This is a genomic window from Paraburkholderia lycopersici, from assembly GCF_900096975.1.
GTDB classification, from domain to species: Bacteria; Pseudomonadota; Gammaproteobacteria; order Burkholderiales; family Burkholderiaceae; genus Paraburkholderia; species Paraburkholderia lycopersici.
On the sequence record NZ_FMYQ01000010.1, the window covers coordinates 87,320 to 110,546 of the forward strand.

Below are 23,227 nucleotides of genomic sequence, written 5' to 3' on the forward strand. Positions count from 1 at the left end.
TTACGGAATATAGTCCGCTGCATGCGACGAGCGCGGTCCATCCCGGTCCCGCATCGCTCCACCTCATGCACGCGGATCATGCGCAGACACTTCATTTCATCAGCCCGGTCATCAAGATTTGCCTTATTCGCGACGAGCCTCGGCTTCGTCATCATCTGTCTCGACGTTACGGTCGTAAATGTCGCGCTCGAGCGAATACGCGACGGCCTCGCCATAGATTCGACGGCGCTCGAATGGGTCGTCAACGCGTACACGCTAGCGTTCGCAAGCCTGCTGCTGTCCGCGGGTGCGCTGTCCGACCGGTTCGGCGCAAGGCGTATCTTCGTCGCCGGCTTCACTGTGTTCACCTTTGCATCTGTCGCGTGCGGGCTGTCGGGCGGCGCGACGATGCTGATTGCATCGCGCGTGTTGCAAGGAGTCGGCGCGGCGTTGTGCGTGCCGTCGTCACTAGCGCTGCTCGGCGCAGCGTTTCCGGAGCCGCACGCGCGCGCGAAGGCAGTCAGTATCTGGGCGGGCACGGCGGCGCTCGCGCTGGGCGCGGGTCCGCTGGTCGGCGGCGTGCTGGTCGACCGCTTCGGCTGGTCGGCAATTTTTCTGATCAACATGCCGATCGGCATCGCTGGCATCTGGCTCACTGTTGCTCATGCGCCCGACACTGTGCGTCACGCGGCGCGTCGCCTCGATCTGGCCGGGCAGACACTTGCCGTCATTACGCTGGCCACACTGACGTATGCGGTTGTCGAAAGCGGGCGGCGAGGATGGACGAGCGCGATCGTGACGACAGGATTCGCCGTGGCGGTCGTAACAGGCGCGCTGTTCATCGCTGTCGAGGCACGGCACGCGCAGCCACTGTTGCCGCTCAAGCTGTTCCGCAATGCCGTAGTGAACGTCAGCGCGGTAACCGGGCTGTCGCTGAATTTCGGCTACTACGGATTGATGTTCGCCATGAGTCTGTTCTTTCAGAGCGCGCGCCACGACACGCCGCTCGAAACCGGCCTTGCATTTCTGCCTATGACGGCAGTGGTGACCGTCGCGAACGTTGTGTCCGGCAAGCTCACCGCACGTTTCGGTTTTCGTCTGCCGATGGCTTTCGGTCAATCGCTAGCGGCGCTTGGCTATCTCTCGCTGGTGTTCGTGCATGCTGATAGCAGTGCCCTGGCGATAGCGTTGCCATTATTGACGGTCGGCGTCGGGGTGGCGCTTGCGGTCCCATCGATCAATACGGCGGTGCTGGCGCACGTCGGACCGTCGTGTGTCGGCATTGCGTCGGGTGTACTGAATACCGCGCGCCAGATCGGTGGCGTGGTGGGAGTGGGGGTGTTCGGTTCGCTTGTGCGACCGGAACTCAACAATCTTGCCGAAGGGTTGCATGTCGCTGCGATCCTCGCCGCTGTCGTGACGCTTTCGAGCCTCATAACGATATTCCTCGGCTTAAAGACATCGGGATCATTGGTCGCGGACGGCGCTGGCTAAAAGTGTTGTCAAACCCTATACGAGAGCGCGAGGCCACACCCGACGCCTCGCGCCGATTGCGACCGAGCAACCACTGGTGAAATGACGAGTCATCACACGAGCCTGAAGAACGTCACCTCAGACTTCATTTTTGCCGCCTGCTCCAGCAGGGACTGGGCCGCTAGAGGCATACTTCGCCGGCTGATCCTGGACATTGCCGATCCGTGTGCTCGTCATCCGCCATCTCATCGCCGACGAACGAGATACCAGAGTGAGCATCACACCGGAACAGCCTGCGCGCAACCGTCGGCATGGCACCTCACGCAGGCAGCGATGTCTGCATTGCCCGTTGATCGGCCCTGATCCGGGAGAAAAGATGGACGTCGTGAAATGCATCTTTCCAGTAGCCCCATTGCCGCATCACCCCTTCTTCCACAAATCCCAAACTTTTCAGAAGTCCAATCGAGGCGTAATTATCGAGGTTCGTTATCGCCTGGATACGGTTGATTTGCCAGTGGTCATATGCATGTGCAATCGCCGCGTTTAGAGCTTCGCGCATCAATCCCTGTCGCCATGAATGACGTTCCAGTTCGAAGCTAATACTTGCGGAATAGAACCTGGAATCGAATCTGAACCCGCAGGAGCCAATGAAACGCATGCTGCATTTCGATACGATGGCCCAGCGCACACTTAGTCCTTCTGCCAGTTCTTTGAGCATAGCTGAGACAAGCAGCCTGGCATCGTCGATGCTGTTTAGCGGCGCCAGGTCGTAAAAGCGCATCACTTCGCGATCGGACCAGATTTCGAATATCCTTTGGGCGTCGGACATATCGATCGGGCGAAGCTGAATCCGGGCTGCGTTAGAGACGTCGACCTCGGTAAAGAGTGGAAGCATTGGTTTGTCGCGCGTTGACTAGCTTCGATGAAAAAGGACCGGCAGAGTGCGGTAAGTTTTCGACACTCGGACAGAAGCGCCCACCACTGTCATAGTTCGCGACTTGCAACAGCATGATCACGAGGCTATCAGCGTGCACGCCTGCGGGTCTGTGAAGCGGGATGCAGACGTCCGTTTTCGGGTTACGCGGGCAAAACACGGCAGAACTGAGCGACTGAATGAAGCATAGCAGCCAGGTCGGCCGAGTTTTTCGGCGCCTCGGCGCGGATACTTACCATCTTTTACGAAGACCACTCTATGTAACCTGTCGTAACCAGAAGGCGCGTAACGATACTGCCAGGTTCCCGCTAACGGCAGTGTGGTGATGGAGTCGGAGTGCTAGAAGCCCGCTTGCTGCCAATTCTTTTCGTCGAGCCGTTCGCAGCCTTGTCACCAGAGATCCAAGGCCCCATTGTTTGCCGTAGCATGGAATGCAGCAGAACGCACAAAGCGCTCCTGGCGGCGCTACCCACCGCCCATTCGTCGACGCTACCGACAGCCAAGCGGCGACACCAACGCATGTTGCCCACGCCAGTCGGCTAACCGCCCAATCTACGCATCGGTCCACGTTGGGCCACCTCTAACGATCAGTATGTGAAGGTCGCGAAAGTGAGTGGCCGGCTCGTGTGGCACGATCAGGCGCAGGAATACTAGCTGCTCTTTGTCGTGCGCCCGCTTCTTGCGATCGAGTTCGAAGGCGGCGGTGTGGTCGATTTACGTCCCGGCGCATGCACTTTGTGCCGCGCGGCACGCCGCACAACCCGGTAGCCGACGACGAATGTTGGATCGTGTCGATTGAGCCCCTGCAGACGAAGCATACGGGCGACGTCGAATCGTCGCTCACGAAGACGATCGAGGAGCAGTTGCATCGATCGCCGGAAGAACGGGTCATCGGTTGATGCGCGGACTCAGATATGCGCGCCCCGCCTCAACGCCGCCATCTGCTCACCTACGAGTTCGAGAAACGCGTCGGCCACCGGATTGCCTCGCGGCGTCTGCGGATAAAGCGTGAAGCCGCGAAACCATATCTCCGGCGCGAACGGCCGGAACACGATGCGCGTCGGATCGGCATCCACGGTCGCGAGCGGATTGACGATGCCCACGCCCGCACCGCGCATCACGAGCGCGCAGATGGTCGCGCCATACGGCGTCTCGATTGCAGGCACCTGATCCGCGCCCGCCGGACGCAGTGCGCGATCGAGCGCGGTACGCGTATCGTCCGCATAGGAAGGCAGGATGAGCCGTTCGCCACGCAAGTCGGCCGCGCGAATCCGCGTGCGCGCCGCTAGCGCATGACACGCTGGCAAGGCGCATAGCCCCGCCAGTTCATAGAGTTCCACGCTCATCACGCCGAACGCATCCGGCGTGGTGGTCGCAAAGCCTACGTCGCAGTGTCCCGACGACACCCAGCGCTGGATCGTGCTCTCGCTGCGCATTTCGAGCGACACCGCGACGCGCGGATGGGCGTCCGCGAAGCGCGCGATCACAGCAGGCAGAAACGACAGCGCGAGGACCGGCGCTGCCACGATGCGCAGCCGTCCGCTCCCGAGTTCAAGAATCTCTCGCGCCGAATGCTGCAGTTTCTCCAGACCGACGAAGCTGCGATCCACCTCGCGATAGAACGCAGTGCCCGCATCGGTGGCATGAATGCGTCCGCCATTGCGCACGAACAGCGTCAGTCCCGTGGCGGCTTCCAGTTCCGCGATTAACCGGCTGATGCTCGGTTGCGATGTGCCGAGTTCTTCGGCGGCGGCCGTCATCGAACCGCGCAGCATGACCAGCCGAAACGCCTCGACCTGCCTGAGATTCATCGTTTTCTCCGGGCGTGGGCCGCGCAAACATCGGCCGAAGTCGTCAGCTTGCCATATCAGAAATGAATGGAAGCCGTTTTTGGCGCTATTTGACCGGATGATTTGCGAGGGCGACACTGGACTCGAATCAAGCGAACAGGATTGAGTCCATGCGTCCCGATGCGTTGCTGTTTCACGAAACCTTCCGCTGCGCCCCGTACTGGTGGGATGCCGCACCGCCCGAGGTCGCGCCGGAACCTTTGCCGGCGAACGTGGACCTGGCGATCGTCGGCAGCGGATATTGCGGTCTGTCGGCCGCGGCGGAGGCCGCGAAGTATGGCGCGCGCGTCGCGTTGCTGGATGCCGCCGAGATCGGCGCGGGCGGCAGCACGCGCAGCGGGGGCATGGTGTCGAGCGGCCAGAAGCTCGCGCTGACCAACGCCATTCGCGGCGTGTCCGCTGAACGTCTCACGCGACTGATGCAGGAGTCGATGGCGAGCTTCGACTATCTCAAGGGAATCATCGGAGACGAATCACTCGACGCAGACCTGCGCATCACCGGTCGCTTCTTCGGCGCCTATACGCCCGCGCATTTCAACGTGCTGCGTCGCCAAGGCCAGTTGTTGCGCGACAAGACCGGCGTCACGGTGCATGTGATCGAGCGTGACGCGCAGCGCGGCATCATCGGCTCCGACTATTACTACGGCGGTATTCTCGTCGACGAATACGGCGGACTGCATACCGCGAAATATCATCGTGCGCTGCGCGACCTCGCGCGCCGGCGCGGCGCGACGCTGCATTCGCACGCAGCAGTGCAGCGGATCGAACGAACGGGAAATACGCGTTTTCGCGTGCACACCGCGCGCGGCGTGTTCGATGCGCGGCAGGTGCTGGTGGCCACCAACGGCCATACGGGTCCACTGCTGCCGTTCTTTTCGCGCCGCGTGTTGCCGGTCGCGAGTTATCAGATCGCCACCGAGCCGCTGCCCGACGGCCTCATGAACGTGCTCAATCCGGGCCGCCGCATGATCAGTGATTCGAAGCGCAATCTCTTCTACACGCGGCCATCGCCGGACGGCACGCGAATGATCTTCGGGTCGCGGCCCGCCATCCGCGAGATCGATGAACGCGAGGCCGCGCGGCGGCTGTACGCGAAGCTCGTGCAATTGTGGCCTGCCCTGCGGGACGTGCGCGTCACGCATGCGTGGAAAGGCTTCGTCGCAATGACCGGGGACAGGCTCGCGCACATCGGCCAGCACGACGGCGTGCACTATGCGCTCGGCTGCAACGGCAACGGCGTTGCGCTGATGAGCTATCTCGGGCATCGCATCGGCAAACATATGGCGGGTGTCGAGCAGGATGTCGGTGCATTCGGCGAAAGCGCGTTTCCCCTCTCAGTTGCGGGAATGACCAGCACGCTTGCGGTACCCGTCGGCAGTGCACTGTACCGTATCGGCGATATGTGGCACGGCCGCGTGCGAGCAGCGCTCTCCTGAATCGAAGACGAACGGATTAAATCAGGAAGCCAAAGCATAAAAAGGAGCCGCAATGATCGAGCTGAACAACGTTTCGAAGTGGTATGGCGGCAATCGCGTATTGAACGACTGCACGGCGAGCATCGCGCGCGGTGAAGTGGTCGTGATCTGCGGGCCGTCCGGGTCCGGCAAGTCCACGCTCATCAAATCCGTCAACGGGCTGGAAGCGGTGCAGAGCGGGCAGATCGTCGTGGACGGCATCGACGTGACGGCGAAGCGCGCGAATCTTTCGCGGCTACGGGCGCGCGTCGGCATGGTGTTTCAGCATTTCGAACTCTTTCCTCATCTCTCGGTGCAGCGCAACCTGATGCTCGCGCAGATGAACGTGCTCGGCCGCGAGCGCGACGAAGCCGCTGAGCGCGCTCGCTCGCTATTGCGCCGCGTGGGCTTGAGCGGTCACGATGACAAGTATCCGGCGCAATTGTCGGGCGGTCAGCAGCAGCGCGTGGCGATAGCGAGGGCGCTTTCGATGGATCCCGTCGCCATGCTGTTCGATGAGCCGACTTCCGCGCTCGATCCGGAGATGGTCAACGAAGTGCTCGACGTGATGACCACGCTCGCACTGGACGGGATGACCATGATGTGCGTCACGCACGAGATGGGTTTCGCGAAGCGCGTGGCCGACCGCGTGTTGTTCATGGACTGCGGCGTCATCGTGGAGGACGATACGCGCGAAGCCTTCTTCGAGCGTCCGCGCTCCGAACGCGCGCGAAACTTTCTTTCGCGCATCCTGCATTGATCCAACCGCTGTCCAATCCAAGGGAGCCTCACCATGCGATTACTTCGTCTCGCACGCCATCTCGCCGTGGCCGCGTCTTTCCTGGCCGGCGCGACGACCGCCGCCCATGCCGCCGATGACGTCGGCACATTGACGCCGGGCAAGATCGTCGCCGGCGTCGATGCGAACAACAAGCCGTACTCGTACATCGACAACGGCAAGATGACGGGCTTCGACGTCGAGCTGGTGCGCGCTATCGCCGCGAAACTCGGGCTCACGGCCGACTTCCGCGCGCAGGACTTCGCGGGTCTGCTGCCGAGCGTGGCGAATCAGCAGGTCGATCTTGCCGCGGGCTCGATCTCGATCACCAAGGAACGCCTCAAGATGGTCGATTTCTCGGAAGGCTATCTGACGGGTCTCCTGAGCGTCGGCACGCTGCCGGACAGCACGATCGACGCGAACGTGGCATCGGTGAAGGACAAGCGCATCGGGGTCGTGCAGGGGACCATCGAGGACACGTATTCGCAGAGCTATCTGCCGGGCGCGCAGATCGTCCGCTTTCCGAACATCAACGCGGGCTTTCTGGCGCTGCGCAACAAGTACATCGACGGCTACTTCGTCGACAAGACCTTGCTCGAAGGACTGCAAGGTAAGTATCCGGACCTGAAGCTCGCCGACAAGCTCGACATCTCAGCTTCGAATCTTCCCGCCGGTTTCCCGATCCGCAAGGGCAACGCGAAGCTCGAAGCGGCGGTCAACAAGGCGATCGGCGAACTGGTGGCGGACGGGACGTGGCTCAAGCTCTATCAGCAGTTCAATCCCGGCTATCCGAAGCCTGATCCGATGCCGCCGTATGCGATGAAGTGACCGCCCGCCATTGTTGCTTTGTCATGCCTCGTCAAGCGCAAGGAGAGAGTCCTCATGAATGCATTCCTGCAGAACTTCCTGGATTGGCCGCTGCTCGTCGAATCGCTGCCGACGCTGATCGGCACGGGTCTCGTGAATACGCTGATCCTGTCGGTGATCTCGACTGCGCTCGGCATCGTGGCAGGAATGGCGCTGGCGCTCTGCGCCGTATCGCACACGCGCTGGCTGACCTGGCCCGTGCGCGTTTTCGTGGACGTCTTCCGCGGCCTGCCCGCCGCGCTGGTCATCCTCGTGGTCGGGCAGGGGCTGGCGCCGGTCGGACTCTCGCTGTTCGGGCCGAATCCGTATCCGCTTGCGATCGTCGCGCTGGCGCTCGTGTCGTCGGCGTACATCGCGGAGATATTCCGGTCGGGGATTCAGAGCGTCGGACGCGGACAGATGTCCGCGTGCCAGGCGCTCGGCATGACGTACTGGAGCGGCATGCGTCATGTCATCGTGCCGCAAGGCGTGCGGCGCATTCTGCCCGCGCTTGCCAATCAGTTCATCTCGATCGTCAAGGATTCGAGCCTCGTGTACTTCCTCGGGCTGCTCACTTCGCAGCGCGATCTGTTCACCATCGGGCAGAACGCGGCGGTCAATACGGCCAACCTGTCGCCGCTCGTCGCGGCAGGCGCCGTGTATCTGCTCATTACCGTGCCGCTCACGCACGCGATCAATCATCTGGACCGCTGGACCAATCGCTTCATCAATCCCGCCGCGCGCCAGCAGAAGACATCGCGCGCCGGGCGCAAAGTGCGCGCTGAAGAAGCGCTGCAATCGCAGACGGCGGCCGTGGCCGAGCGTCATCCGTAACTCTCACTTCGTTGAAAGAAACCATGGGTCCTAAAGTCGACACCGTCGCCGACGATATCGAGCTGCCCGAACGCGCCGATGTGGTCGTGATCGGCGGCGGCATCATCGGCGTATCAACGGCGCTTGCGCTGCACGAAAAAGGGCTGTCCGTCGCGCTGTGCGAGAAAGGGCACGTCGCGGGCGAGCAGTCGAGCCGCAACTGGGGCTGGGTGCGCGTGACAAGGCGCGATCCCCGCGAATTTCTGCTCAGCATCGAAAGCCTCAAGATCTGGCGCACGCTCGACAGAACGCTCGGCATCGACACCGGCTTCAACCAGTGCGGCATCCTGTACGTATCGAACGATGACGCCGTGCTCGAACGTCACCGTGACTGGCTGGAACGCGCTCGTCAAATAGCAGGCGACGATGCCTTCGACACGCGCGAAGTGGGTACGCATGAAGTCTCACGCCTGCTGCCCGGCTCGACGCAGACGTTCAAGGGCGGCATCTTCACGCCGGGCGATGCCCGCGCGGAACCGCAAAAGGCCGCGCCGGCCATCGCCAACGCGCTGCGACGCAAGGGCGTCGGCATTCTCACGCCGTGCGCGGTGCGCGGCATCGAGACGAGCGGCGGGCGAGCGAGCGCGGTCGTCACGGAACATGGGACGATTCGCTGCGATGCGGTCGTCGTAGCGGGCGGCGCATGGACGCGCTATTTCTGCGGCAATCTCGGCGTGGAGCTGCCGCAACTGCTCACGCGTGCGTCCGTGTTGCGTACCGAACCGCTCGAAGGCGGTCCGACGTGCAGCGCCAATAACGAGGAATTCGCGTTTCGCAAGCGTGCGGACGGTGGCTACACGGTCGCGTACGGCCTGCGCACGCACGCTGATCTGACGCCCGATTCGTTCCGCCTTTTCTTCAAATACATCGAAGCATTGAAGAGCCAGATGGGCGCGCTACAGATTCAGATCGGCAAGCGCTTTTTCGACGAACTCAAGCGGCCGCGCCGCTGGGCGCTCAACGAATCGACGGTTTTCGAGCATGTTCGCACGCTCGATCCGGACCCCGTGGTGCCATACGTCGACAAGGGTCTCAAAGCGTTTACCGAAGCGTTTCCGCAGTTGTCGGGCGCGCGCATCGCGCAGCGGTGGGCCGGCTACATCGACGTGACGCCGGACGCGATCCCCGTCATCTCCGAAGTCGCGCGCGTGCCGGGCATGTTCATCGGCACCGGTTTCTCGGGACACGGCTTCGGAATCGGGCCGGGCGCGGGCCGGCTGATGGCCGACCTCGTCAACGGCGACGCACCGCTCGTCGATCCGCACGCGTTCCGTCTGGAGCGCTTCAGCGACGGCTCGAAGATCACGATCGACGCGGGATTTTGATACGCGAGGACCGACAGCACATGAGATTGCACACGGACAAAGTGGCGATGGTGTCGGGCGCGAGCCGCGGCATCGGACGCGAGATTGCGCTGGAACTGGCGCGGCGCGGTTATAGGCTGTCGCTCGGTCTGCGCGATATGCACGCTTACGATGGCGTGCAGGATGCGTTCCTGCATCCCTACGAGGCGCGCGATCCCGAAGCCGCCCGCGCCTGGGTGGATGCGACGGTCGCGCGCTTAGGGCGCATCGACGTGCTGGTGAGCAACGCGGGCATCTGCCGCATGATCGACTTCGATACCGGCACCGATGCGCTCTTGACCGAGACCTTCCAGACCAACGTGAACGCACCTTTCCGGCTCGTGCAGGCGGCGCTGCCGCATTTGCGCCGTGCGGGAGCTGGACGCTTCGTGCAGCTTGCGTCGCTTTCCGGCAAACGCGTGAAGAACCTGAACGTCGGCTATCAGATGTCGAAGCACGCGATGGTGGCGCTCACCCATGCGGTGCGCCGCGCGGGTTGGGACGATGGCGTGCGGGCGACCGCGGTATGCCCCGGCTTCGTCAACACGGACATGGCCGCCGGCATCGCCGATATTGAACCGATGGCGATGACGCAGCCGCAAGACCTGGCGCTTCTGGTGGTGAATACCATCGAGTTGCCAAATACGACGAGCGTGGCGGAACTGCTCGTTAATTGCCGCTATGAGGAGACGCTTTAGCGGCCGCCTGCGCTTTCCCGAGCTAAAGCAAGGTCAGTCGTCGGGTGGCGAAGCCGGCATCGCCTGCCGCTCGACACGGACCGCGGTACGGATGAACGATTGTGAGTTTGAATGGTCATGGATAGTCCTTCCGTACGCGACCGAGTCGCCTCGTTAAGCGCCGCAGAGTTACGGAGATGAGAATCCCGACTCCCGACTCCGCCGTATTGGCTTTCGTGAAAGAGGCAGCCAAGGCATCGAGACGGATTGCGTCCACATGCAGCGGTGCACTCGTTCTGGCCGAGGCTGCCGGGCTGCTGGATGGCAGACATGCGACGATGCATTGGGCACATGCGGCAGAGTGAGTTCAGGGCGCGGTTCCCGAACGGGATCACGCAGGAAGACCGGATCTTCGTCAACGACGACCCGATCTGGACTTCGGCTGGAATGACGGCCGATATCGACCTTGCATTGGCATTGCTCGACAACGACCTCGCTGCCGATACTACGAGAATGGTCGCGCGGCTCCTGGTCGTGAACCAGCGTCGCCATGGCGGGCAGATGCAACACTCGGCGCTGCTCGATATGACAACCAGGTCTGACCGGATCGAATTGGTCCTCACGCACATTCGCCCAAACCTGCAAAACCGCTCACCCCTGACGAGCTGCCGAAGTGGCAAACCTCAGTCCTCGCCAGTTCAGCCGTGCCTTCGTAGCGCAGACCGGCCAGTCGCCAGCCAAAGCGGTGGAATAGCTTCGCCTCGAAGCAGCCAGATTCATGATCGAGCAGGGCCGCCACACGATTAATTCGGTGGCCCAGGAAACGGGTTTTGCGGACCGGGAAGGTATGCGCCGCGAGTCCCTTCGAACGTCTGGCGTGCCCGCAAATGCCCTGCGCAGAAGCGCCCGCAGGGAACCCGCGACCGGCAAGTGAAGCCGCTCTGTGCATCATGCCTGGTCTACACGCGGTGCGCCCTAAGACGGCCGATTCCTGAGCGAAGCAGACGGCCGAATGTCAGCTTTTCAGCGACGGCGACGGCGACCGTCTGAGATTGGCCGGACCTCGCCCGACGCGACCGGCAGAGCGCGATCCGTTAGCGACGTTCGGACATTGCTTTCAGCAACGGCCGCTTTCGCGGTCTAACTGTCGTCCGGGTGTCCGAACAGAACCTTATACATCGAATCGCATCAACAACTTCCATTCAATAGCTGCTACACAATCTCGTGGCGACGGATGCCGGCCGTCCTCGATCGCGAACGGCGTTGGTTTTCGATATGTTTTGGGTACTTGCCTCGCCTGCGTTGAAGTGGGGCGCTAAACTCTCGCGCTGGTTACCAAATTTAGCCGAGAGAGAACGAACAATGTCAGCTTGGGAAATAACAAAGAAAGTCTTGAAGTACACAAATCCGACCGCTTCGCTGCTTACTGATGCAGTGGAACTTGCTGCAAAAGCAGTGTCTAGCGCTTCCGAGAAGGGTGCCGAGCCGCTGAGGGAAGAAATCGCAAAGCAAAATCTTCAACTTCAGTTCGCGCAGCATCAAGCACGCGTTGCGCAGGAGTTGGCAATCGCAAGACGTATAGACAGCGCAGAGGAAGTCGAAATCGAAGAGTTCTACGACGCATCAGGAAAAGGTCAGGTGGGGCTCTCAGTTGACGCTGAAGCGACCACTGGAACTCTGGGGCTTGGTGGCGAAGGGCGAAAGGTAACGAAGCGTATCTACCGCTTCAAAGGCTTGCATGCTGAAGCAGAGAAGATCTACAACCAGATGCTCGCGTCAGACGAAAATCCCGCATGATGTAGCAACGCCTAGGTGCATGAAGAAACTCGGGAGCCTCCGTTCGCGACTGCCGTCTACAAGTGGCAAGTCGAAAGCCTGCGACGGCTAAACATGCTCCCATGAGTTACCGATACGTCCACCGATCATGCAACCAGTAAGATTGTGCACCGACAGTCCGCCAACCGAGTTAAGCGGACGCTCGAATGTCCGGCCGCGTCGCTGATCAAACGTCTGTTCATGGCCGGACAGCGTCTGACCACCGCCCGGCCGCGTCGGTCACACATCGGTCAGCTCCGCCATCTCGAATGCATCGCCGACCTCGATGCCGAGATACCGCACCGTGCTCTCGAGCTTGCTGTGGCCGAAAAACCACTGTACCGCCCTCAAATTCTTCGTGCGACGGTAGATCAGCGACGCCTTGGTCCTGCGCACCGTATGCGTCCCGTAAGCCGCATCGTCAAGTCCGATCGCACGTATCCACTTATGGACCAGCCGACAGTACGCCTCTTGCAATGTCAAGCGCTCACTGTCCAAGGTCATTTCGTTCGTTGAATTATGTCTTTGGCCTCTTGATTGTTGCCGATCCAGGCGTGGACGTCGATCATCCGAAAATAACCGAACCTTGCCCGACGCGACCGGCAGAGCGCGACCCTGAAGAGACCTTCAGTTTTTCCGTTCGCGGACAGTCGCAAGTAGCGATTCTGATTGTTCGTTCGGGTGGATACCTTTGGTATTCGTCATGTGTAACGGCATTAGCAGCGACGCCAATAGTCCCATACGTAGTCGGCCCCGAACAATTCGCGAAGGCTTATACAGTAAGGCTCCGAGATCGAATTGGTGTTGCGGGATCTACAGGGACCTGGCATATTGACGCGCGAATCCTGCAAATTCCGACGAGGCACGGATGCGTCCGAAGACACCGGCACAGAGGGAGATTTCTTCCGCCAACCGCTGCGCGAGCAGATCAACTCGAAGCATCCGTTGGTTCGCATTCCTTTCGGTATCGTCTCATGGCCTCAACACACAGGAAATCCGACAGGCTCGATTGACGTGTCGCCGCCCCGGGCGCAGAGTGAACGCCATTTTCACGACAAATGCCGACCCGCCGCCATAAAACCTCGAACACGCTATACACCAGGCCGCTCTCAAAGCGATGAGCCGAGCCCACCGGTCCGGCACCCACACCCGAGACGACAGTCCCCAGCATCAACGCCCCACCCCCGCCTCGTAAGCATACGCAAACCCTAACAACGCCCCCTCATCCCATTGCCGCCCCACAAAAATCAACCCAAACGGCGCCCCCGACGCATAAAACCCCGCAGGCACTGCAATCCCCGGCAAGCCCGCAATATTGATCTCGCCTACCGTCGTCTCCTGAATGACATCCTCACCATGAAGCGCAGGAAGCTCACCTCGCATCTGCGGGAACACCAGTCCATCGAGCCGTTGCGCATCCATCACCGCATTGAAAATCCGCAGATACCGCGCCTTCACTTCGACGAATTCAGGCATCTCCGGCGGCACCGACGGATCGGCCATCGCGGCCTTGAAATCGGCGAGACTATGCAGATACCGCAGTATCCCGTGCGCCCCAAAAGCGTCGTCATCCTTCGTCGCCGCAGCGAATTCCGCGAAGGTCTTCAACGACGCATCCTTGCCGAGCCGCTGAAGATACTTCTGCAGATCGTACGGAATCGACTCGAGACCGCGCGCATCGAAATGCGCCAGCGGCGGAGTCGGCTTCCTCAGTTCGGCGAACCCTGAGCCTGCGAACGGATCGTCGACGAGAATCGCACCCAGACCGATCAGTTCGCCCTTGACCCGCTCATACAGCACGGCAGCTTCATCTGACAAAGGCTGATTGCGCCAGCCCGGGCCATACAGACCGATGCGCTTGCCATTCAGCGCTTTCGGGTCCAGCGCCGCGGTATACCCCCCCTCCGGTTGCCGGCCGACGCTCGCGAGTGTCTTCGGGTCTTCGCTCGAATAGCCCGCGAGCACATCGAGGCACAGCGCGGCATCCCTCACGTTTCGTGCAATGGGTCCCACCACATCGCGATTGCCCGACAGCGGCACCACGCCCGCATTCGGCACCAGCCCGATAGTCGGTTTGATTCCGACGAGGTTCTGCGCCGACGCGGGGTTCTGAATCGATCCGCCGGTCTCTTCCGCGAGGCCGAGTACGGCCATGCACGACGCCACCGCCGATGCCGTGCCCGCACTGCTGCCGCCCGGCACCCGATCGGGCATCACGACATTGATCGTGGGACCCGCCCAGCTATCGTTCGCATGCGAGCCGGTGTGGCTCAGGATCGGCACGTTCGTCTTGCCGAGCAGAATCGCACCCGCGCGGCGCATTCGTGCGACGACCGGCGCATCACGCTCAGGCATCAGGTCGACGCCGCCTTTCTTGCTGTACAACTTCGCCCAGCCTGCGGTGGTCGGAAAGCCGACCATGTCCATAGGATCCTTGATGACGACCGGCACGCCGGCAAGCGGCCCCAGCGGTTCGCCGGCCGCGCGCCGTTCGTCGATCCGGTGCGCGTCGTCGATAGCCGACGGATTCAGGAAAATCACTGCGTTGTACTTACCGTTGTCACGCTCGATCCTGGCGAAACAGGCGCGCGCCAGCCGCTCGGCCGTGAATGTGCCGGCCTTGAAACCCGCCTGCACGGCCTCAACCGTCAGGGCGTCCAGATCGATATCCATCGCACTGCCTCGTTCCATTCCATGCTCCTGTTGATTTGACCGTATGTCAGAGCTGCACGCCGCGCGTGAGTGCTCCATCGACGACGAAGTTCGTTCCGCTCACAAAGCTCGCCGCCGGACTCGCGATGAACGCCACCGCGTTAGCGATTTCCTGCGGGCGTCCCATGCGCCCAGTCGGATTCAATGCGAGCGAGCGCTCGAATAGCGCCGCATCGTTATGCTCGATCCAGTCCCACACGCCGCCCTCGAAATACACATTCCCGGGCGACACCGTGTTCGCGCGAATGCCTTTCGACGCGAGCTGATTCGCGAGCCCCTGCACGTAATGAACGAGCGCGGCCTTGAACACGCCGTAGGGACCTGCGGCGAAATCGATCTCGCGCCCCGAGACGCTCGATATCGCGACGATCGACGCGGCCTGGCTCGCTTCGAGATACGGAATCGCTGCATCGACGAGATTGACGGTGCCGAGCAGATCGGTTTCGAATTCCTTGCGCCACGATTCAATGTCGTTGCCGATTGCGAGCGCGCTCACGTTCGCCACGACGATGTCGAGGCCGCCCCACTCCGAGCCGATATGCTCGACCCACGCTTTCAACACGGCGCCGTCCGATACATCAACTGCCGCGCCCGATGCGCGCGCGCCGCTCAGTTCGGTGAGCGCGCTAACGGTCGCTTCGACGGCGGCCGGATCGCGTGCGCAAATGGCAACGTCCGCACCTTCCGCTGCGAGCGTCCGCGCAATGGCGAGTCCAATACCCTTGGTGCCGCCGGTCACGATCGCCTTCAAACCCTTCAGTTGCAGATCCATGCTCGACGCTCCTGTGCAGGTGTTTGCATGTCCGTTAATAGATCGAGCGACAGCGCGCTCACGCTTTATCGCGCTCCTCGTCTGACGTCATGCCGCGAGAAATCTGCAGCACCTCGCCTGCCTGAATGACGGAGTGACAGATGTCGTCGATAGTTATGCGCTTCTCCATCGCCTGCGCGCGCAACATGTCGTACGCCTCGCGTTCGCTCACGCGATGCATGGTCATCAGAATTTTTTTTGCTTCCTGCAAATGCCGACTGTCGAGCAGCTTCTGTTCCAACCTGGCGATACGCTGCGCGTGCTGGCGCGAACGCTTTGCGTGATATAGCGCCATCACCACGGTCGACAGCAACCCCGATGTGCGCACCGGCGTCGTCACGATGCCATCCGCTCCGAGCTTGATCGCCTGATCGATGAAGGTCGGATTCTCGTAAGCCACCACGCAGATGACGGGCGGCGCATCCGGCCCCGACCATTCGCCCTTCGGCGCGCGCTCGTCAGGCCGCAATGCACGGAACACCAGGTCGATACGCTCCGGCAGCGTTTCCACGGGCGGCCAGCATCGCTCGACCCGGAAGCCCATGCGCCGAAGGTGGTTCGTGAGCGTCACCCCGTCGTCGTCGTCGGGATGAAAAACGACCACGCGCGCATTGCGCTCGAGGATCGAACTCGTGAGGCTCCGTTGGCCTCTGTCCGGGCGCGCGCTCACGTCAGTAGTCTCGCGTGCTCAATTTCGTGACCCAGTCCCCGAGCGTCTGACGCGTCATGTAGGGGTCCGGGCCGACGGCGAACTTCGATTCGCGCAGGATAGTGAACTGGCCGTCGGCATTGACGCGGCCAATGCGCGGATAGAGGGCCATGTGATGATTGACCGGATCGATGCGCACCCGGCCTTGCGGCGCGGTGAACTCCGAGCCGAGCAGATGCGGCATGATGGTGCCGAGTTCATCCGAGCCGGCACGCGCGAACGCCTCCGCGAACATATGCATTTGATAGTAGGCAGCTTCCCAGTTCACGTCGGTTGGCGTGTGCGCGCCGAAGCGCGCCTGATGATGTTGCACGGCGCGATGATTCTCCGGCGTATCGATGCTCTGAAAATATGGCGCAGCCGTGAAATGCCCTGTCGCGATACCGCGTTCCATCGCGTGAATCTCTGTCTCTGACGTGTTGAGGCTGCCGATCGGCATGCTGGCCGGATCGAGGTCCGCACGCGCATAGGCCTCGTAGAGATAAGGCACCGTCTCTCCGATCACCGTGCAGAAAACCCAGTCCGGCGACTTGCGCCCGATATCCGCGACCACCTGGTCGAACTGATCGCGCGTGGCATCGAGCGAAAGATAGCGCTCGCCGAGGATCGCGCCTTCGGGATGCTGAAGCAGCAGCTCCTGCATCGTCCGGTTGCATTCGTACGGATAGACATAGCTCGAACCGACAAAGTACACGCGCGCACCGAACGTCTCCGTCATGAAGTCGGCGAGTTGCACGCCGTTCTGGTTCGGCGACGCGCCGCTGTAGATGATGTTGTCCGAATACTCGAAACCCTCGTACATCTGCGCGTAGATCAGCAGCCGGTTGTGCTTCTCGACGACGGGCAGCATCGCCTTGCGGCTGGTCGACGTATAGCCGCCGAAAATGGTATTGACGCCGTCGTTCACGATAAGCCGCTCCGCGAGCTCGCGAAACGCGGCCGGATCGGAGCCGGGATCGTAGTGAAGCGCGACGAGTTCGCGTCCGCCTATGCCGCCGCGCGCGTTGATCTCCTCGACGGCGAGGCATGCGCCGCGCCATTGAGACTGTTCGAGCAACGCGGTCGAACCGGTCGTCGAGCTAAGCAGGCCCACACGGATGGGATCGGATAATGCCATTTCTTGACATGCTCTCGTATGCGCACGGAGCATATGCTCCGCGCTTTGGTCGTCTTACTTCGATTCTTCCTGCTGATGCGTTACTTCAGGTAGTGCTTGGCGACCATCGCGCCCACCGTATATTTTGGGTCGACAAAATTACCGAGCCGCACCTTGCCGACCTGACTCAGCATCATGTACGCATCCCACTTGTCGAAGCCATACTCCGCAGCCATCCACAACACGAGTTCGCGATAGGCAATGCGCGTCGCGTCCTCCAGCGGCCGCGCGCTGCCGATGCTCATCAGCGCGTCTTCGTTCTCCAGACGCGGCCAGTCGATCTGCCACTTCTTGATGAGATCGACGCGCACGGTTGTCGTGCTCTGATACTCGACGGCCGTGCCGCACACCTCGCCGTCGCCCTGACAGGCGTGCGCATCGCCAATGAAAAGCCGCCCGCCAGGAGAGCGCACCGGCAGATACGTGATGCTGCCCGGCCCCATGTCGGGGACGTCCATATTGCCACCGTGATTGTCAGGCGTGAGCGAATTGATCGAATCGATTTCGGGAGAAAGACTCAGCGTGCCGATATGCGGTTTGTACGGCAGCGTATTGCGTTTGCTCCAGTACACGTTCTCTTCGTCGATCTTTATCTTGCGTACGACTTCCGGCAACGGCTCGTTGAGCAGCGCGGTGTAATCCGTGCCGGTCAGCCCGCCGAAGTTCGGAATCATGCAGCAGAAGCCGTGCGGATCATCGCCGCGCGGCGCCATCTTCTCGATATATACCGCGACCACGTCGCCCTTTTCCGCGCCTTCGATCATGATCGGCCCATTCTGCGGATTGAGAAAAGGCACCTGCAGCACTTGCGACGGCTTGTCGGTCTCTTCCCTGATCTTGCCTTCGAAGGCATCGCGCGTTTCCACCACCACGCGGTCCCCCGGCTTGACGTGCAGAACAGGCTGCGAATAAGGGCCGATCGTGTAGTGATAGGTCTTCTGCATCTCCTCGGTGAGATGATGCTCCACCGGCTCGCGATCGGCGCCGACACCGCGCTTCATCATGATCGATTCTTCAAGCCATTTCATGTTCCGCTCCCCGTCACAGTGCCAGATACTGGCGAATCAATTGTTCGTCGCCGAGTTGCTCAGGGCTCAATGTCTCGACGATACGCCCCTTGTCCATCACACAGCAGCGATTCGCGATGCGCTCGACCATACCCATATCCTGCTCGACCAGCACCACGCCGATACCCGTGTCGTACGCGATATGCTGCAGCGTGTCGCCGATCAGATCGACGATAGAAGGTTGAATGCCTTCGGAAGGCTCGTCGAGCAACAGCACCTTCGGTGCGCTGATCAGTGCGCGGGCAATCGCCAACTGCTGCTGTTCGCCCCCGCTCATGGTGCCGGCCTTCTGCGTATAGCGTTTCTTGAGAATCGGAAAATAGCCGACGACTTTCTCTTTCATGTCCGCGGCGCGCGCCCGATTCGCCTGCGCGCCAACCTGCAGATTCTCGGCAACGGTCAGCGCGCCGAAGATCTCGCGCCCCTGCGGTACATAGCCCATACCGCTCTGCGCCCGAGCGTACGGCTTGTCCTGGCCGATCGCATTGCCTTCGAGACTGATTTCGCCGGCATCGAGCCTGACCAGACCGATCAGCGCGCGCATCAACGTCGTCTTGCCTACCCCGTTGCGCCCGATGAACGCCAGCACCTCGCCGCGCCCGACGCCGAACGACACGCCGTTGAGCACGCGTCCGCCGCCATATCCCGCTTCGACGTTTGACACCTCCAGCAACGCGCTCATTTCTTCTTCCCCAGATAGACTTCCGCGACGTCGTCGCGCGCGAGGATTTCATCGAGCGGCCCGTCGGCGAGCAGGCTGCCGCCGTGCAGCACCGTGACGCGCGAGGCAATCTGCTTGACAAAGGTCATGTCGTGCTCGACCACCATCATCGTGAGGCTGTCTGCCGACAGTCGCTTGATGAGTTCGCCAGTCGCATGCGTCTCCTCCACCGACATGCCCGCCACCGGTTCATCGAGAAACAGCAGCTTCGGGCGCAACGACACGGCCATCGCGATTTCGAGCCATTGCTTCTTGCCGTGCGACAGGTTGCGCGCGAGCACGTGCGCTTCGTTTTCCAGCATGAAGCGTTGCAGCAGTTCGTCGAGACTCTCGGGCCGATCGTCCTTCGCGCGATGCAGCGACAGTTGCAAATGCTGACGCACGCTCAGATCGGGAAACACGCCGGGAATCTGGAACTTGATACTCATGCCCATACGGATGCGCTCGTGCGGAAGCACATGGCTCATGTCCCGGCCGAGAAACAGCACGCTGCCCTCGGAAGGACGATGCTCGCCCGTGATGAGCTTGAAGAACGTGCTTTTGCCCGCGCCGTTCGGCCCGATCACGCAGCGAATCTCGTTCGCCTCGATACTGAAGTCGATTCCGTTGATCACTTGCGCGCCGCCAAAATGCTTCTTGAGCCCGCGCGTTTCGAGCAGCGTGGTCATGACTTGCCCTCCTCTTGCCTGAGGCATCCGCCGGCATGGCGTGAAGCGCCGCTCGTGCGGCTCGACAGACGCCGCAGATGCCGCGCGACGAACGGCAGCAGCCCTTCAGGCGCAGCCAGCACGACAATCAGCAGAATCGCGCCGAGCAGGATCAGCGCGTACTGGCTGCCGTATACCGCGAGATTCTGCGAGAGCCACACGAGCAAGGCGGTGCCGACGATCGTTCCGCCGATGCTCTTTCTCCCCGACGTCGCGACCCAGATCACCGGCATCGCGGCAGCGGTGAGGCCCATTGTCGACGGCGTGATGTAGGAGCCCCAGATCGTGTACAACGCGCCCGACAATCCGCCCAGCGTGCAACCGAGCACGAACACCATCAATTGATGACGGCGGATGTCGACGCCGAGCATCTCCGCACGCTGCGGATTCTCCCGAATGGCGATGAGGGTCAAACCGAAGGTACCGTCGAGCAGCCTGCGCATGACCGCGTAAACCGCGATTAGCAGAAGCAGCACGAGGTAGTAGAAGCTCACGTTCTCCAGCGTGAGCGGCCCGCCGGGCCACGGAATGGTCAATTGCGGCATGCCGCCCATACCGTTGTAGCCGTTCAGCCGCGCCTCGCCGATCGCCCATTGCGGCCCAGCCGTCTGCGACATGAAGGTTTCGAGCACGAGCGTCACCGACAATGTGACGATGCCGATGAACACGCCTTTGATGCGTCCATAGAAAATCATGTAGCCGATCAGCGCCGCGACCACGATGCTCACCACAATGCCCGCGCCAAGCCCGAGCCACGACTCGAACCACGTGTCGCCATAGTTGAGCGTGAAGATGCCATAGGTGTAGCCCGACAAGCCGAAGAACGCGGTCTGCCCGAACGACAGGATGCCGCCGTAGCCCCACATCGCGGCGAGCCCGAGCGCGCTGAACGCCCACAGCAGACAGTAGGCGAGATTGCCGCTGGTGTTCGCATCGACCACGAGCGGCAGGCATAGCGCCACGAGCCACGGCACCGTATGCAACGCACGCGTTGCGGCACTGGTCGAAGGCCCTTTCATTTGCGTCACGTCTGCCTCCTAGCGCAAGCGCGTGAAGAGATTACCGAGACCTTGCGGCATCAGCCGGATCACGACGATGACCGTCACCAGCAGACCGATCTGTCCGAACAACTGCCCGTAGGACGCCGTCAGCGCGGTCTGGATGATCGCGAGCACGCCGGCCGCCGGTGTCGTGCCCGCGATCACGTTGGCACCACCGACCACTACCGACACGAAGGCCTGTACGATGAAGTTGCTGCCCATTGTCGGCACCGCCGTCATGGTCGGCGCGTAGAGCGCGCCGGTGAGGCCCGCGAGTCCCGCGCCCAGCGCGAAGGTCAGCGTATAGAGCCGGTCGGTGCGCAGACCGAGGCATTGTGCGATATTCGCGTTCTGGATCGTGGCGCGCGCACAGACGCCGTAATTGGTTTTGAAGAACAGCAGGTAGAGGCTGAACAGGATGGCGAGCGCGATACCGGGCAGCACGGCGCGATACGTCGAGAACGAATACTCGCCGAGCGAAAAAGAGCCGAACGGTGTGCTGATCCCTTCGATCGACGGACCGGCGACGAGCAGCATGGTCTGCTGCACGATCAGGCTGATTGCCCACGTTGCCACGACGGAGTCGAACAGACGGTCATAGAGATGGCGAATCACCAACCGCTCGACGATGATGCCCGCAAGCGCTGCCGCGAGCGCGCCGAACAGCATCGCGAGCGGCAGCGGCACACCGTGCTTCGCCGTGATGATGGTCACGTACGCGCCGCACATGATGAACTCGCCATGCGCAAGATTGATGACACCCATCATGCCGAAAATCACCGCGAGACCGAGCGCCGCGAGCACCAGATAAGCGAAGTTGTCGCCGAACTGATAGATGAGCGAATAGAGAGCCGATAGAGTGGCCATACGTGCTCCACGTTCAGGAGGTCGGCGCGCGCGAACATGCTGCATTTCTCGAGCGCCGGCTTCGGATCAGGACTTCTTGGGCAGGTTCGACGGCGTGTATTGACGATGATCCGGCTTGTTCGGCAAATCGCAGCCGACCTTGCCGAGCCAGTAGGGCTGCACGTCGTTCCAGACCTTCGGAATTTCGACCGAGTGGTCCTCCTTCACGTGCACCAGATAAATCGTGTGACTCGCGTGATGGCTCTTCGGATCGATGCAGACCTTGCCTTGCGCGCCGGTCGTGCAGATGCCGCCGCTTTCGAGCGCTTTGCGCACCGCGTCCTGATTCGTCGACTTCGCTTTTTCGACCGCCGCCTTGTAGAGATAGAGGGCGTCGTAGGCGTTGGCGGCCTCCTGGTTGATGTACGGCTCATTCGGATACTTCGCGTGAAAGCGCTTCTTGAAGTCGTTGCTGGCGGGCGAATCGACCTCTTCGACGTAGTTCGCCGTCACGTACATGTCCTTCAGCGCAGGCGGTTTGAAGCGCTTGTGCTCGTACGCCTGACCGACGTTCACCGAACTCGCCATCGGCAGATTCAGATGCGCCGACGCCTGCTGCTCGTAGTACGAAGACTGATTCGCGCCGACCAGCAGCGTGACGACGAAGTCAGGCTTCGCCTTCTGGATGTTCTGAATGGTCTGGCCGAACTGCGATACCGACAGCGGAATGAATTCCTCGCCGACCATCGTGCCGCCGTTTTCCTTGACGATGTTGCGTACCCACTCAGCCGAAATCTGCCCAAAGTTATAGTCGGCCGCGATGGTGTACACCTTCTTGCCGTACTTCTGCATCATCCACGGAATGAGCGTCGAAAATTGCTGCTCGGGCACCGCGCCGGTAACGAAGGTGTTCGAGTCGCAGACGCCACCCTCATACTGATTGTCGTACCAGTAGAGCTGATGCGCGCGGTCCATGATCGGGCGGATCGCTTCGCGCGATGCGCTGGAGAACGCGCCGAAAATCACATCCGGCTTGTCGGTCTGCACGAGCCGCCGGGCCAATTCCTGAAACTTGGTGTTGTCCGACTGCGTGTCGTAAGCAATCAGCTTCACCGGGCGGCCGAGAATGCCGCCCTTCGCGTTGATTTCGTCGACGGCGAGTTCCGTGGCGTGAATCTTGGGAATCGTGGCCAGTGCAAAATTCCCCGAAGCGTCTTCGAGCAAGCCGATCTTCACGGGATCGGCGGCGCTCGAAGCGAGCGAAGTCAGTGCGAGTCCTGCGGTAAGGGCGAGACGCATCCAGCCCGACAGCTTCAGCAACATGCGGGTTCTCCAGAGATGGGCGCCAGACGTGAGCGCTAGAACAGGGGGAAAAAATGTGGACAAAAAAAAACCCCTGACGAACGGTGAGTTCGTCAGGGGGCTTCTGTGCCGGG

20 protein-coding genes and 3 pseudogenes are annotated in these 23,227 nt (G+C 61.5%); 10 read left to right on the forward strand and 13 right to left on the reverse strand.

Annotated features, from left to right (window positions below):
- Positions 1-78: 78 nt before the first annotated feature.
- A complete protein-coding gene (locus tag BLU17_RS13175) occupies positions 79-1,473 on the forward strand; it encodes a DHA2 family efflux MFS transporter permease subunit (protein ID WP_091997169.1) in 1,395 nt (464 codons plus the stop codon).
- Positions 1,474-1,771: 298 nt separating this feature from the next.
- Here BLU17_RS13175 and BLU17_RS13180 read toward each other — a convergent pair whose 3' ends face one another.
- A complete protein-coding gene (locus tag BLU17_RS13180; RefSeq protein WP_091997170.1) occupies positions 1,772-2,347 on the reverse strand; it encodes a GNAT family N-acetyltransferase in 576 nt (191 codons plus the stop codon).
- Positions 2,348-2,959: 612 nt separating this feature from the next.
- On the opposite strand from BLU17_RS13180, the pseudogene BLU17_RS13185 reads away from it, so the two are divergent.
- Positions 2,960-3,285 (forward strand): annotated as a pseudogene (locus tag BLU17_RS13185) (cupin domain-containing protein); the annotation flags it as partial.
- A 9-nt stretch (positions 3,286-3,294) separates the two neighbouring features.
- On the opposite strand, the gene BLU17_RS13190 reads toward BLU17_RS13185, so the two are convergent.
- The gene (locus tag BLU17_RS13190; RefSeq protein WP_091997171.1) at positions 3,295-4,197 is read right to left on the reverse strand and encodes a LysR substrate-binding domain-containing protein; all 903 of its coding nucleotides are present in this window, start codon (positions 4,195-4,197) and stop codon (positions 3,295-3,297) included.
- A gap of 149 nt (positions 4,198-4,346) precedes the next feature.
- Between BLU17_RS13190 and BLU17_RS13195 the strand changes: the two genes are divergently transcribed.
- From BLU17_RS13195 to BLU17_RS13230, 8 genes and pseudogenes are all read left to right on the forward strand, one after another.
- Entirely contained in the window at positions 4,347-5,672 is a 1,326-nt protein-coding gene (locus tag BLU17_RS13195) for an NAD(P)/FAD-dependent oxidoreductase (RefSeq protein ID WP_091997172.1), read from the forward strand.
- Positions 5,673-5,724: 52 nt separating this feature from the next.
- Positions 5,725-6,450, forward strand: coding sequence for an amino acid ABC transporter ATP-binding protein (locus BLU17_RS13200; protein ID WP_091997173.1), 726 nt, complete (start codon positions 5,725-5,727; stop codon positions 6,448-6,450).
- 33 nt (positions 6,451-6,483) lie between these two features.
- The gene (locus tag BLU17_RS13205) at positions 6,484-7,296 is read left to right on the forward strand and encodes a substrate-binding periplasmic protein (protein WP_091997174.1); all 813 of its coding nucleotides are present in this window, start codon (positions 6,484-6,486) and stop codon (positions 7,294-7,296) included.
- A 54-nt stretch (positions 7,297-7,350) separates the two neighbouring features.
- A complete protein-coding gene (locus tag BLU17_RS13210; RefSeq protein ID WP_091997175.1) occupies positions 7,351-8,148 on the forward strand; it encodes an amino acid ABC transporter permease in 798 nt (265 codons plus the stop codon).
- 23 nt (positions 8,149-8,171) lie between these two features.
- Entirely contained in the window at positions 8,172-9,512 is a 1,341-nt protein-coding gene (locus tag BLU17_RS13215; protein WP_091997176.1) for an NAD(P)/FAD-dependent oxidoreductase, read from the forward strand.
- A 20-nt stretch (positions 9,513-9,532) separates the two neighbouring features.
- Positions 9,533-10,228, forward strand: coding sequence for an SDR family NAD(P)-dependent oxidoreductase (locus BLU17_RS13220; protein WP_091997177.1), 696 nt, complete (start codon positions 9,533-9,535; stop codon positions 10,226-10,228).
- A gap of 167 nt (positions 10,229-10,395) precedes the next feature.
- Positions 10,396-11,141: pseudogene (locus BLU17_RS13225) on the forward strand (GlxA family transcriptional regulator); the annotation flags it as partial.
- 428 nt (positions 11,142-11,569) lie between these two features.
- A complete protein-coding gene (locus tag BLU17_RS13230) occupies positions 11,570-12,004 on the forward strand; it encodes a hypothetical protein (protein WP_176929070.1) in 435 nt (144 codons plus the stop codon).
- A gap of 258 nt (positions 12,005-12,262) precedes the next feature.
- Here BLU17_RS13230 and BLU17_RS13235 read toward each other — a convergent pair.
- The 11 genes and pseudogenes from BLU17_RS13235 to BLU17_RS13285 all read right to left on the reverse strand — a co-directional run.
- Positions 12,263-12,487, reverse strand: a pseudogene (locus tag BLU17_RS13235) (tyrosine-type recombinase/integrase); the annotation flags it as partial.
- A gap of 705 nt (positions 12,488-13,192) precedes the next feature.
- Complete coding sequence (locus BLU17_RS13240; protein ID WP_091997178.1) at positions 13,193-14,713, reverse strand: amidase; 1,521 nt, start codon at positions 14,711-14,713, stop codon at positions 13,193-13,195.
- A 28-nt stretch (positions 14,714-14,741) separates the two neighbouring features.
- A complete protein-coding gene (locus tag BLU17_RS13245; RefSeq protein WP_091997179.1) occupies positions 14,742-15,506 on the reverse strand; it encodes an SDR family NAD(P)-dependent oxidoreductase in 765 nt (254 codons plus the stop codon).
- Between the two features lie 58 nt (positions 15,507-15,564).
- Positions 15,565-16,215 (reverse strand): ANTAR domain-containing response regulator, encoded by a 651-nt coding sequence (locus BLU17_RS13250; RefSeq protein WP_091997180.1) that lies wholly within the window; start codon positions 16,213-16,215, stop codon positions 15,565-15,567.
- A 1-nt stretch (position 16,216) separates the two neighbouring features.
- Positions 16,217-17,371: a transporter substrate-binding domain-containing protein gene (locus BLU17_RS13255; RefSeq protein ID WP_091997181.1), complete on the reverse strand. Its 1,155-nt coding sequence runs from the start codon at positions 17,369-17,371 to the stop codon at positions 16,217-16,219.
- A gap of 80 nt (positions 17,372-17,451) precedes the next feature.
- Positions 17,452-18,438, reverse strand: a complete 987-nt coding sequence (locus BLU17_RS13260; protein ID WP_091997182.1) for an acetamidase/formamidase family protein — start codon at positions 18,436-18,438, stop codon at positions 17,452-17,454.
- A 13-nt stretch (positions 18,439-18,451) separates the two neighbouring features.
- On the reverse strand, positions 18,452-19,159 hold the full coding sequence (locus tag BLU17_RS13265) for an ABC transporter ATP-binding protein (RefSeq protein WP_091997183.1): 708 nt from the start codon (positions 19,157-19,159) through the stop codon (positions 18,452-18,454).
- On the reverse strand, positions 19,156-19,866 hold the full coding sequence (locus BLU17_RS13270; RefSeq protein ID WP_091997184.1) for an ATP-binding cassette domain-containing protein: 711 nt from the start codon (positions 19,864-19,866) through the stop codon (positions 19,156-19,158). The genes BLU17_RS13265 and BLU17_RS13270 overlap by 4 nt, the downstream gene beginning before the upstream one ends.
- Positions 19,863-20,924, reverse strand: coding sequence for an ABC transporter permease subunit (locus tag BLU17_RS13275; RefSeq protein ID WP_091997185.1), 1,062 nt, complete (start codon positions 20,922-20,924; stop codon positions 19,863-19,865). The genes BLU17_RS13270 and BLU17_RS13275 overlap by 4 nt, the downstream gene beginning before the upstream one ends.
- A gap of 18 nt (positions 20,925-20,942) precedes the next feature.
- On the reverse strand, positions 20,943-21,812 hold the full coding sequence (locus BLU17_RS13280) for an ABC transporter permease subunit (RefSeq protein ID WP_091997186.1): 870 nt from the start codon (positions 21,810-21,812) through the stop codon (positions 20,943-20,945).
- A gap of 66 nt (positions 21,813-21,878) precedes the next feature.
- Entirely contained in the window at positions 21,879-23,114 is a 1,236-nt protein-coding gene (locus tag BLU17_RS13285; RefSeq protein WP_091997187.1) for an urea ABC transporter substrate-binding protein, read from the reverse strand.
- Positions 23,115-23,227: the final 113 nt, after the last annotated feature.

Excerpts from the sequence above, each read along its gene's own strand:
- BLU17_RS13175 (WP_091997169.1), top strand. The coding sequence starts at position 79 with ATGCGCAGACACTTCATTTCATCAGCCCGGTCATCAAGATTTGCCTTA.
- BLU17_RS13180 (WP_091997170.1), bottom strand. The coding sequence starts at position 2,347 with ATGCTTCCACTCTTTACCGAGGTCGACGTCTCTAACGCAGCCCGGATT.
- BLU17_RS13190 (WP_091997171.1), bottom strand. The coding sequence starts at position 4,197 with ATGAATCTCAGGCAGGTCGAGGCGTTTCGGCTGGTCATGCTGCGCGGT.
- BLU17_RS13195 (WP_091997172.1), top strand. The coding sequence starts at position 4,347 with ATGCGTCCCGATGCGTTGCTGTTTCACGAAACCTTCCGCTGCGCCCCG.
- BLU17_RS13200 (WP_091997173.1), top strand. The coding sequence starts at position 5,725 with ATGATCGAGCTGAACAACGTTTCGAAGTGGTATGGCGGCAATCGCGTA.
- BLU17_RS13205 (WP_091997174.1), top strand. The coding sequence starts at position 6,484 with ATGCGATTACTTCGTCTCGCACGCCATCTCGCCGTGGCCGCGTCTTTC.
- BLU17_RS13210 (WP_091997175.1), top strand. The coding sequence starts at position 7,351 with ATGAATGCATTCCTGCAGAACTTCCTGGATTGGCCGCTGCTCGTCGAA.
- BLU17_RS13215 (WP_091997176.1), top strand. The coding sequence starts at position 8,172 with ATGGGTCCTAAAGTCGACACCGTCGCCGACGATATCGAGCTGCCCGAA.
- BLU17_RS13220 (WP_091997177.1), top strand. The coding sequence starts at position 9,533 with ATGAGATTGCACACGGACAAAGTGGCGATGGTGTCGGGCGCGAGCCGC.
- BLU17_RS13230 (WP_176929070.1), top strand. The coding sequence starts at position 11,570 with ATGTCAGCTTGGGAAATAACAAAGAAAGTCTTGAAGTACACAAATCCG.
- BLU17_RS13240 (WP_091997178.1), bottom strand. The coding sequence starts at position 14,713 with ATGGAACGAGGCAGTGCGATGGATATCGATCTGGACGCCCTGACGGTT.
- BLU17_RS13245 (WP_091997179.1), bottom strand. The coding sequence starts at position 15,506 with ATGGATCTGCAACTGAAGGGTTTGAAGGCGATCGTGACCGGCGGCACC.
- BLU17_RS13255 (WP_091997181.1), bottom strand. The coding sequence starts at position 17,371 with ATGGCATTATCCGATCCCATCCGTGTGGGCCTGCTTAGCTCGACGACC.
- BLU17_RS13260 (WP_091997182.1), bottom strand. The coding sequence starts at position 18,438 with ATGAAATGGCTTGAAGAATCGATCATGATGAAGCGCGGTGTCGGCGCC.
- BLU17_RS13265 (WP_091997183.1), bottom strand. The coding sequence starts at position 19,159 with ATGAGCGCGTTGCTGGAGGTGTCAAACGTCGAAGCGGGATATGGCGGC.
- BLU17_RS13270 (WP_091997184.1), bottom strand. The coding sequence starts at position 19,866 with ATGACCACGCTGCTCGAAACGCGCGGGCTCAAGAAGCATTTTGGCGGC.
- BLU17_RS13275 (WP_091997185.1), bottom strand. The coding sequence starts at position 20,924 with ATGAAAGGGCCTTCGACCAGTGCCGCAACGCGTGCGTTGCATACGGTG.
- BLU17_RS13280 (WP_091997186.1), bottom strand. The coding sequence starts at position 21,812 with ATGGCCACTCTATCGGCTCTCTATTCGCTCATCTATCAGTTCGGCGAC.
- BLU17_RS13285 (WP_091997187.1), bottom strand. The coding sequence starts at position 23,114 with ATGTTGCTGAAGCTGTCGGGCTGGATGCGTCTCGCCCTTACCGCAGGA.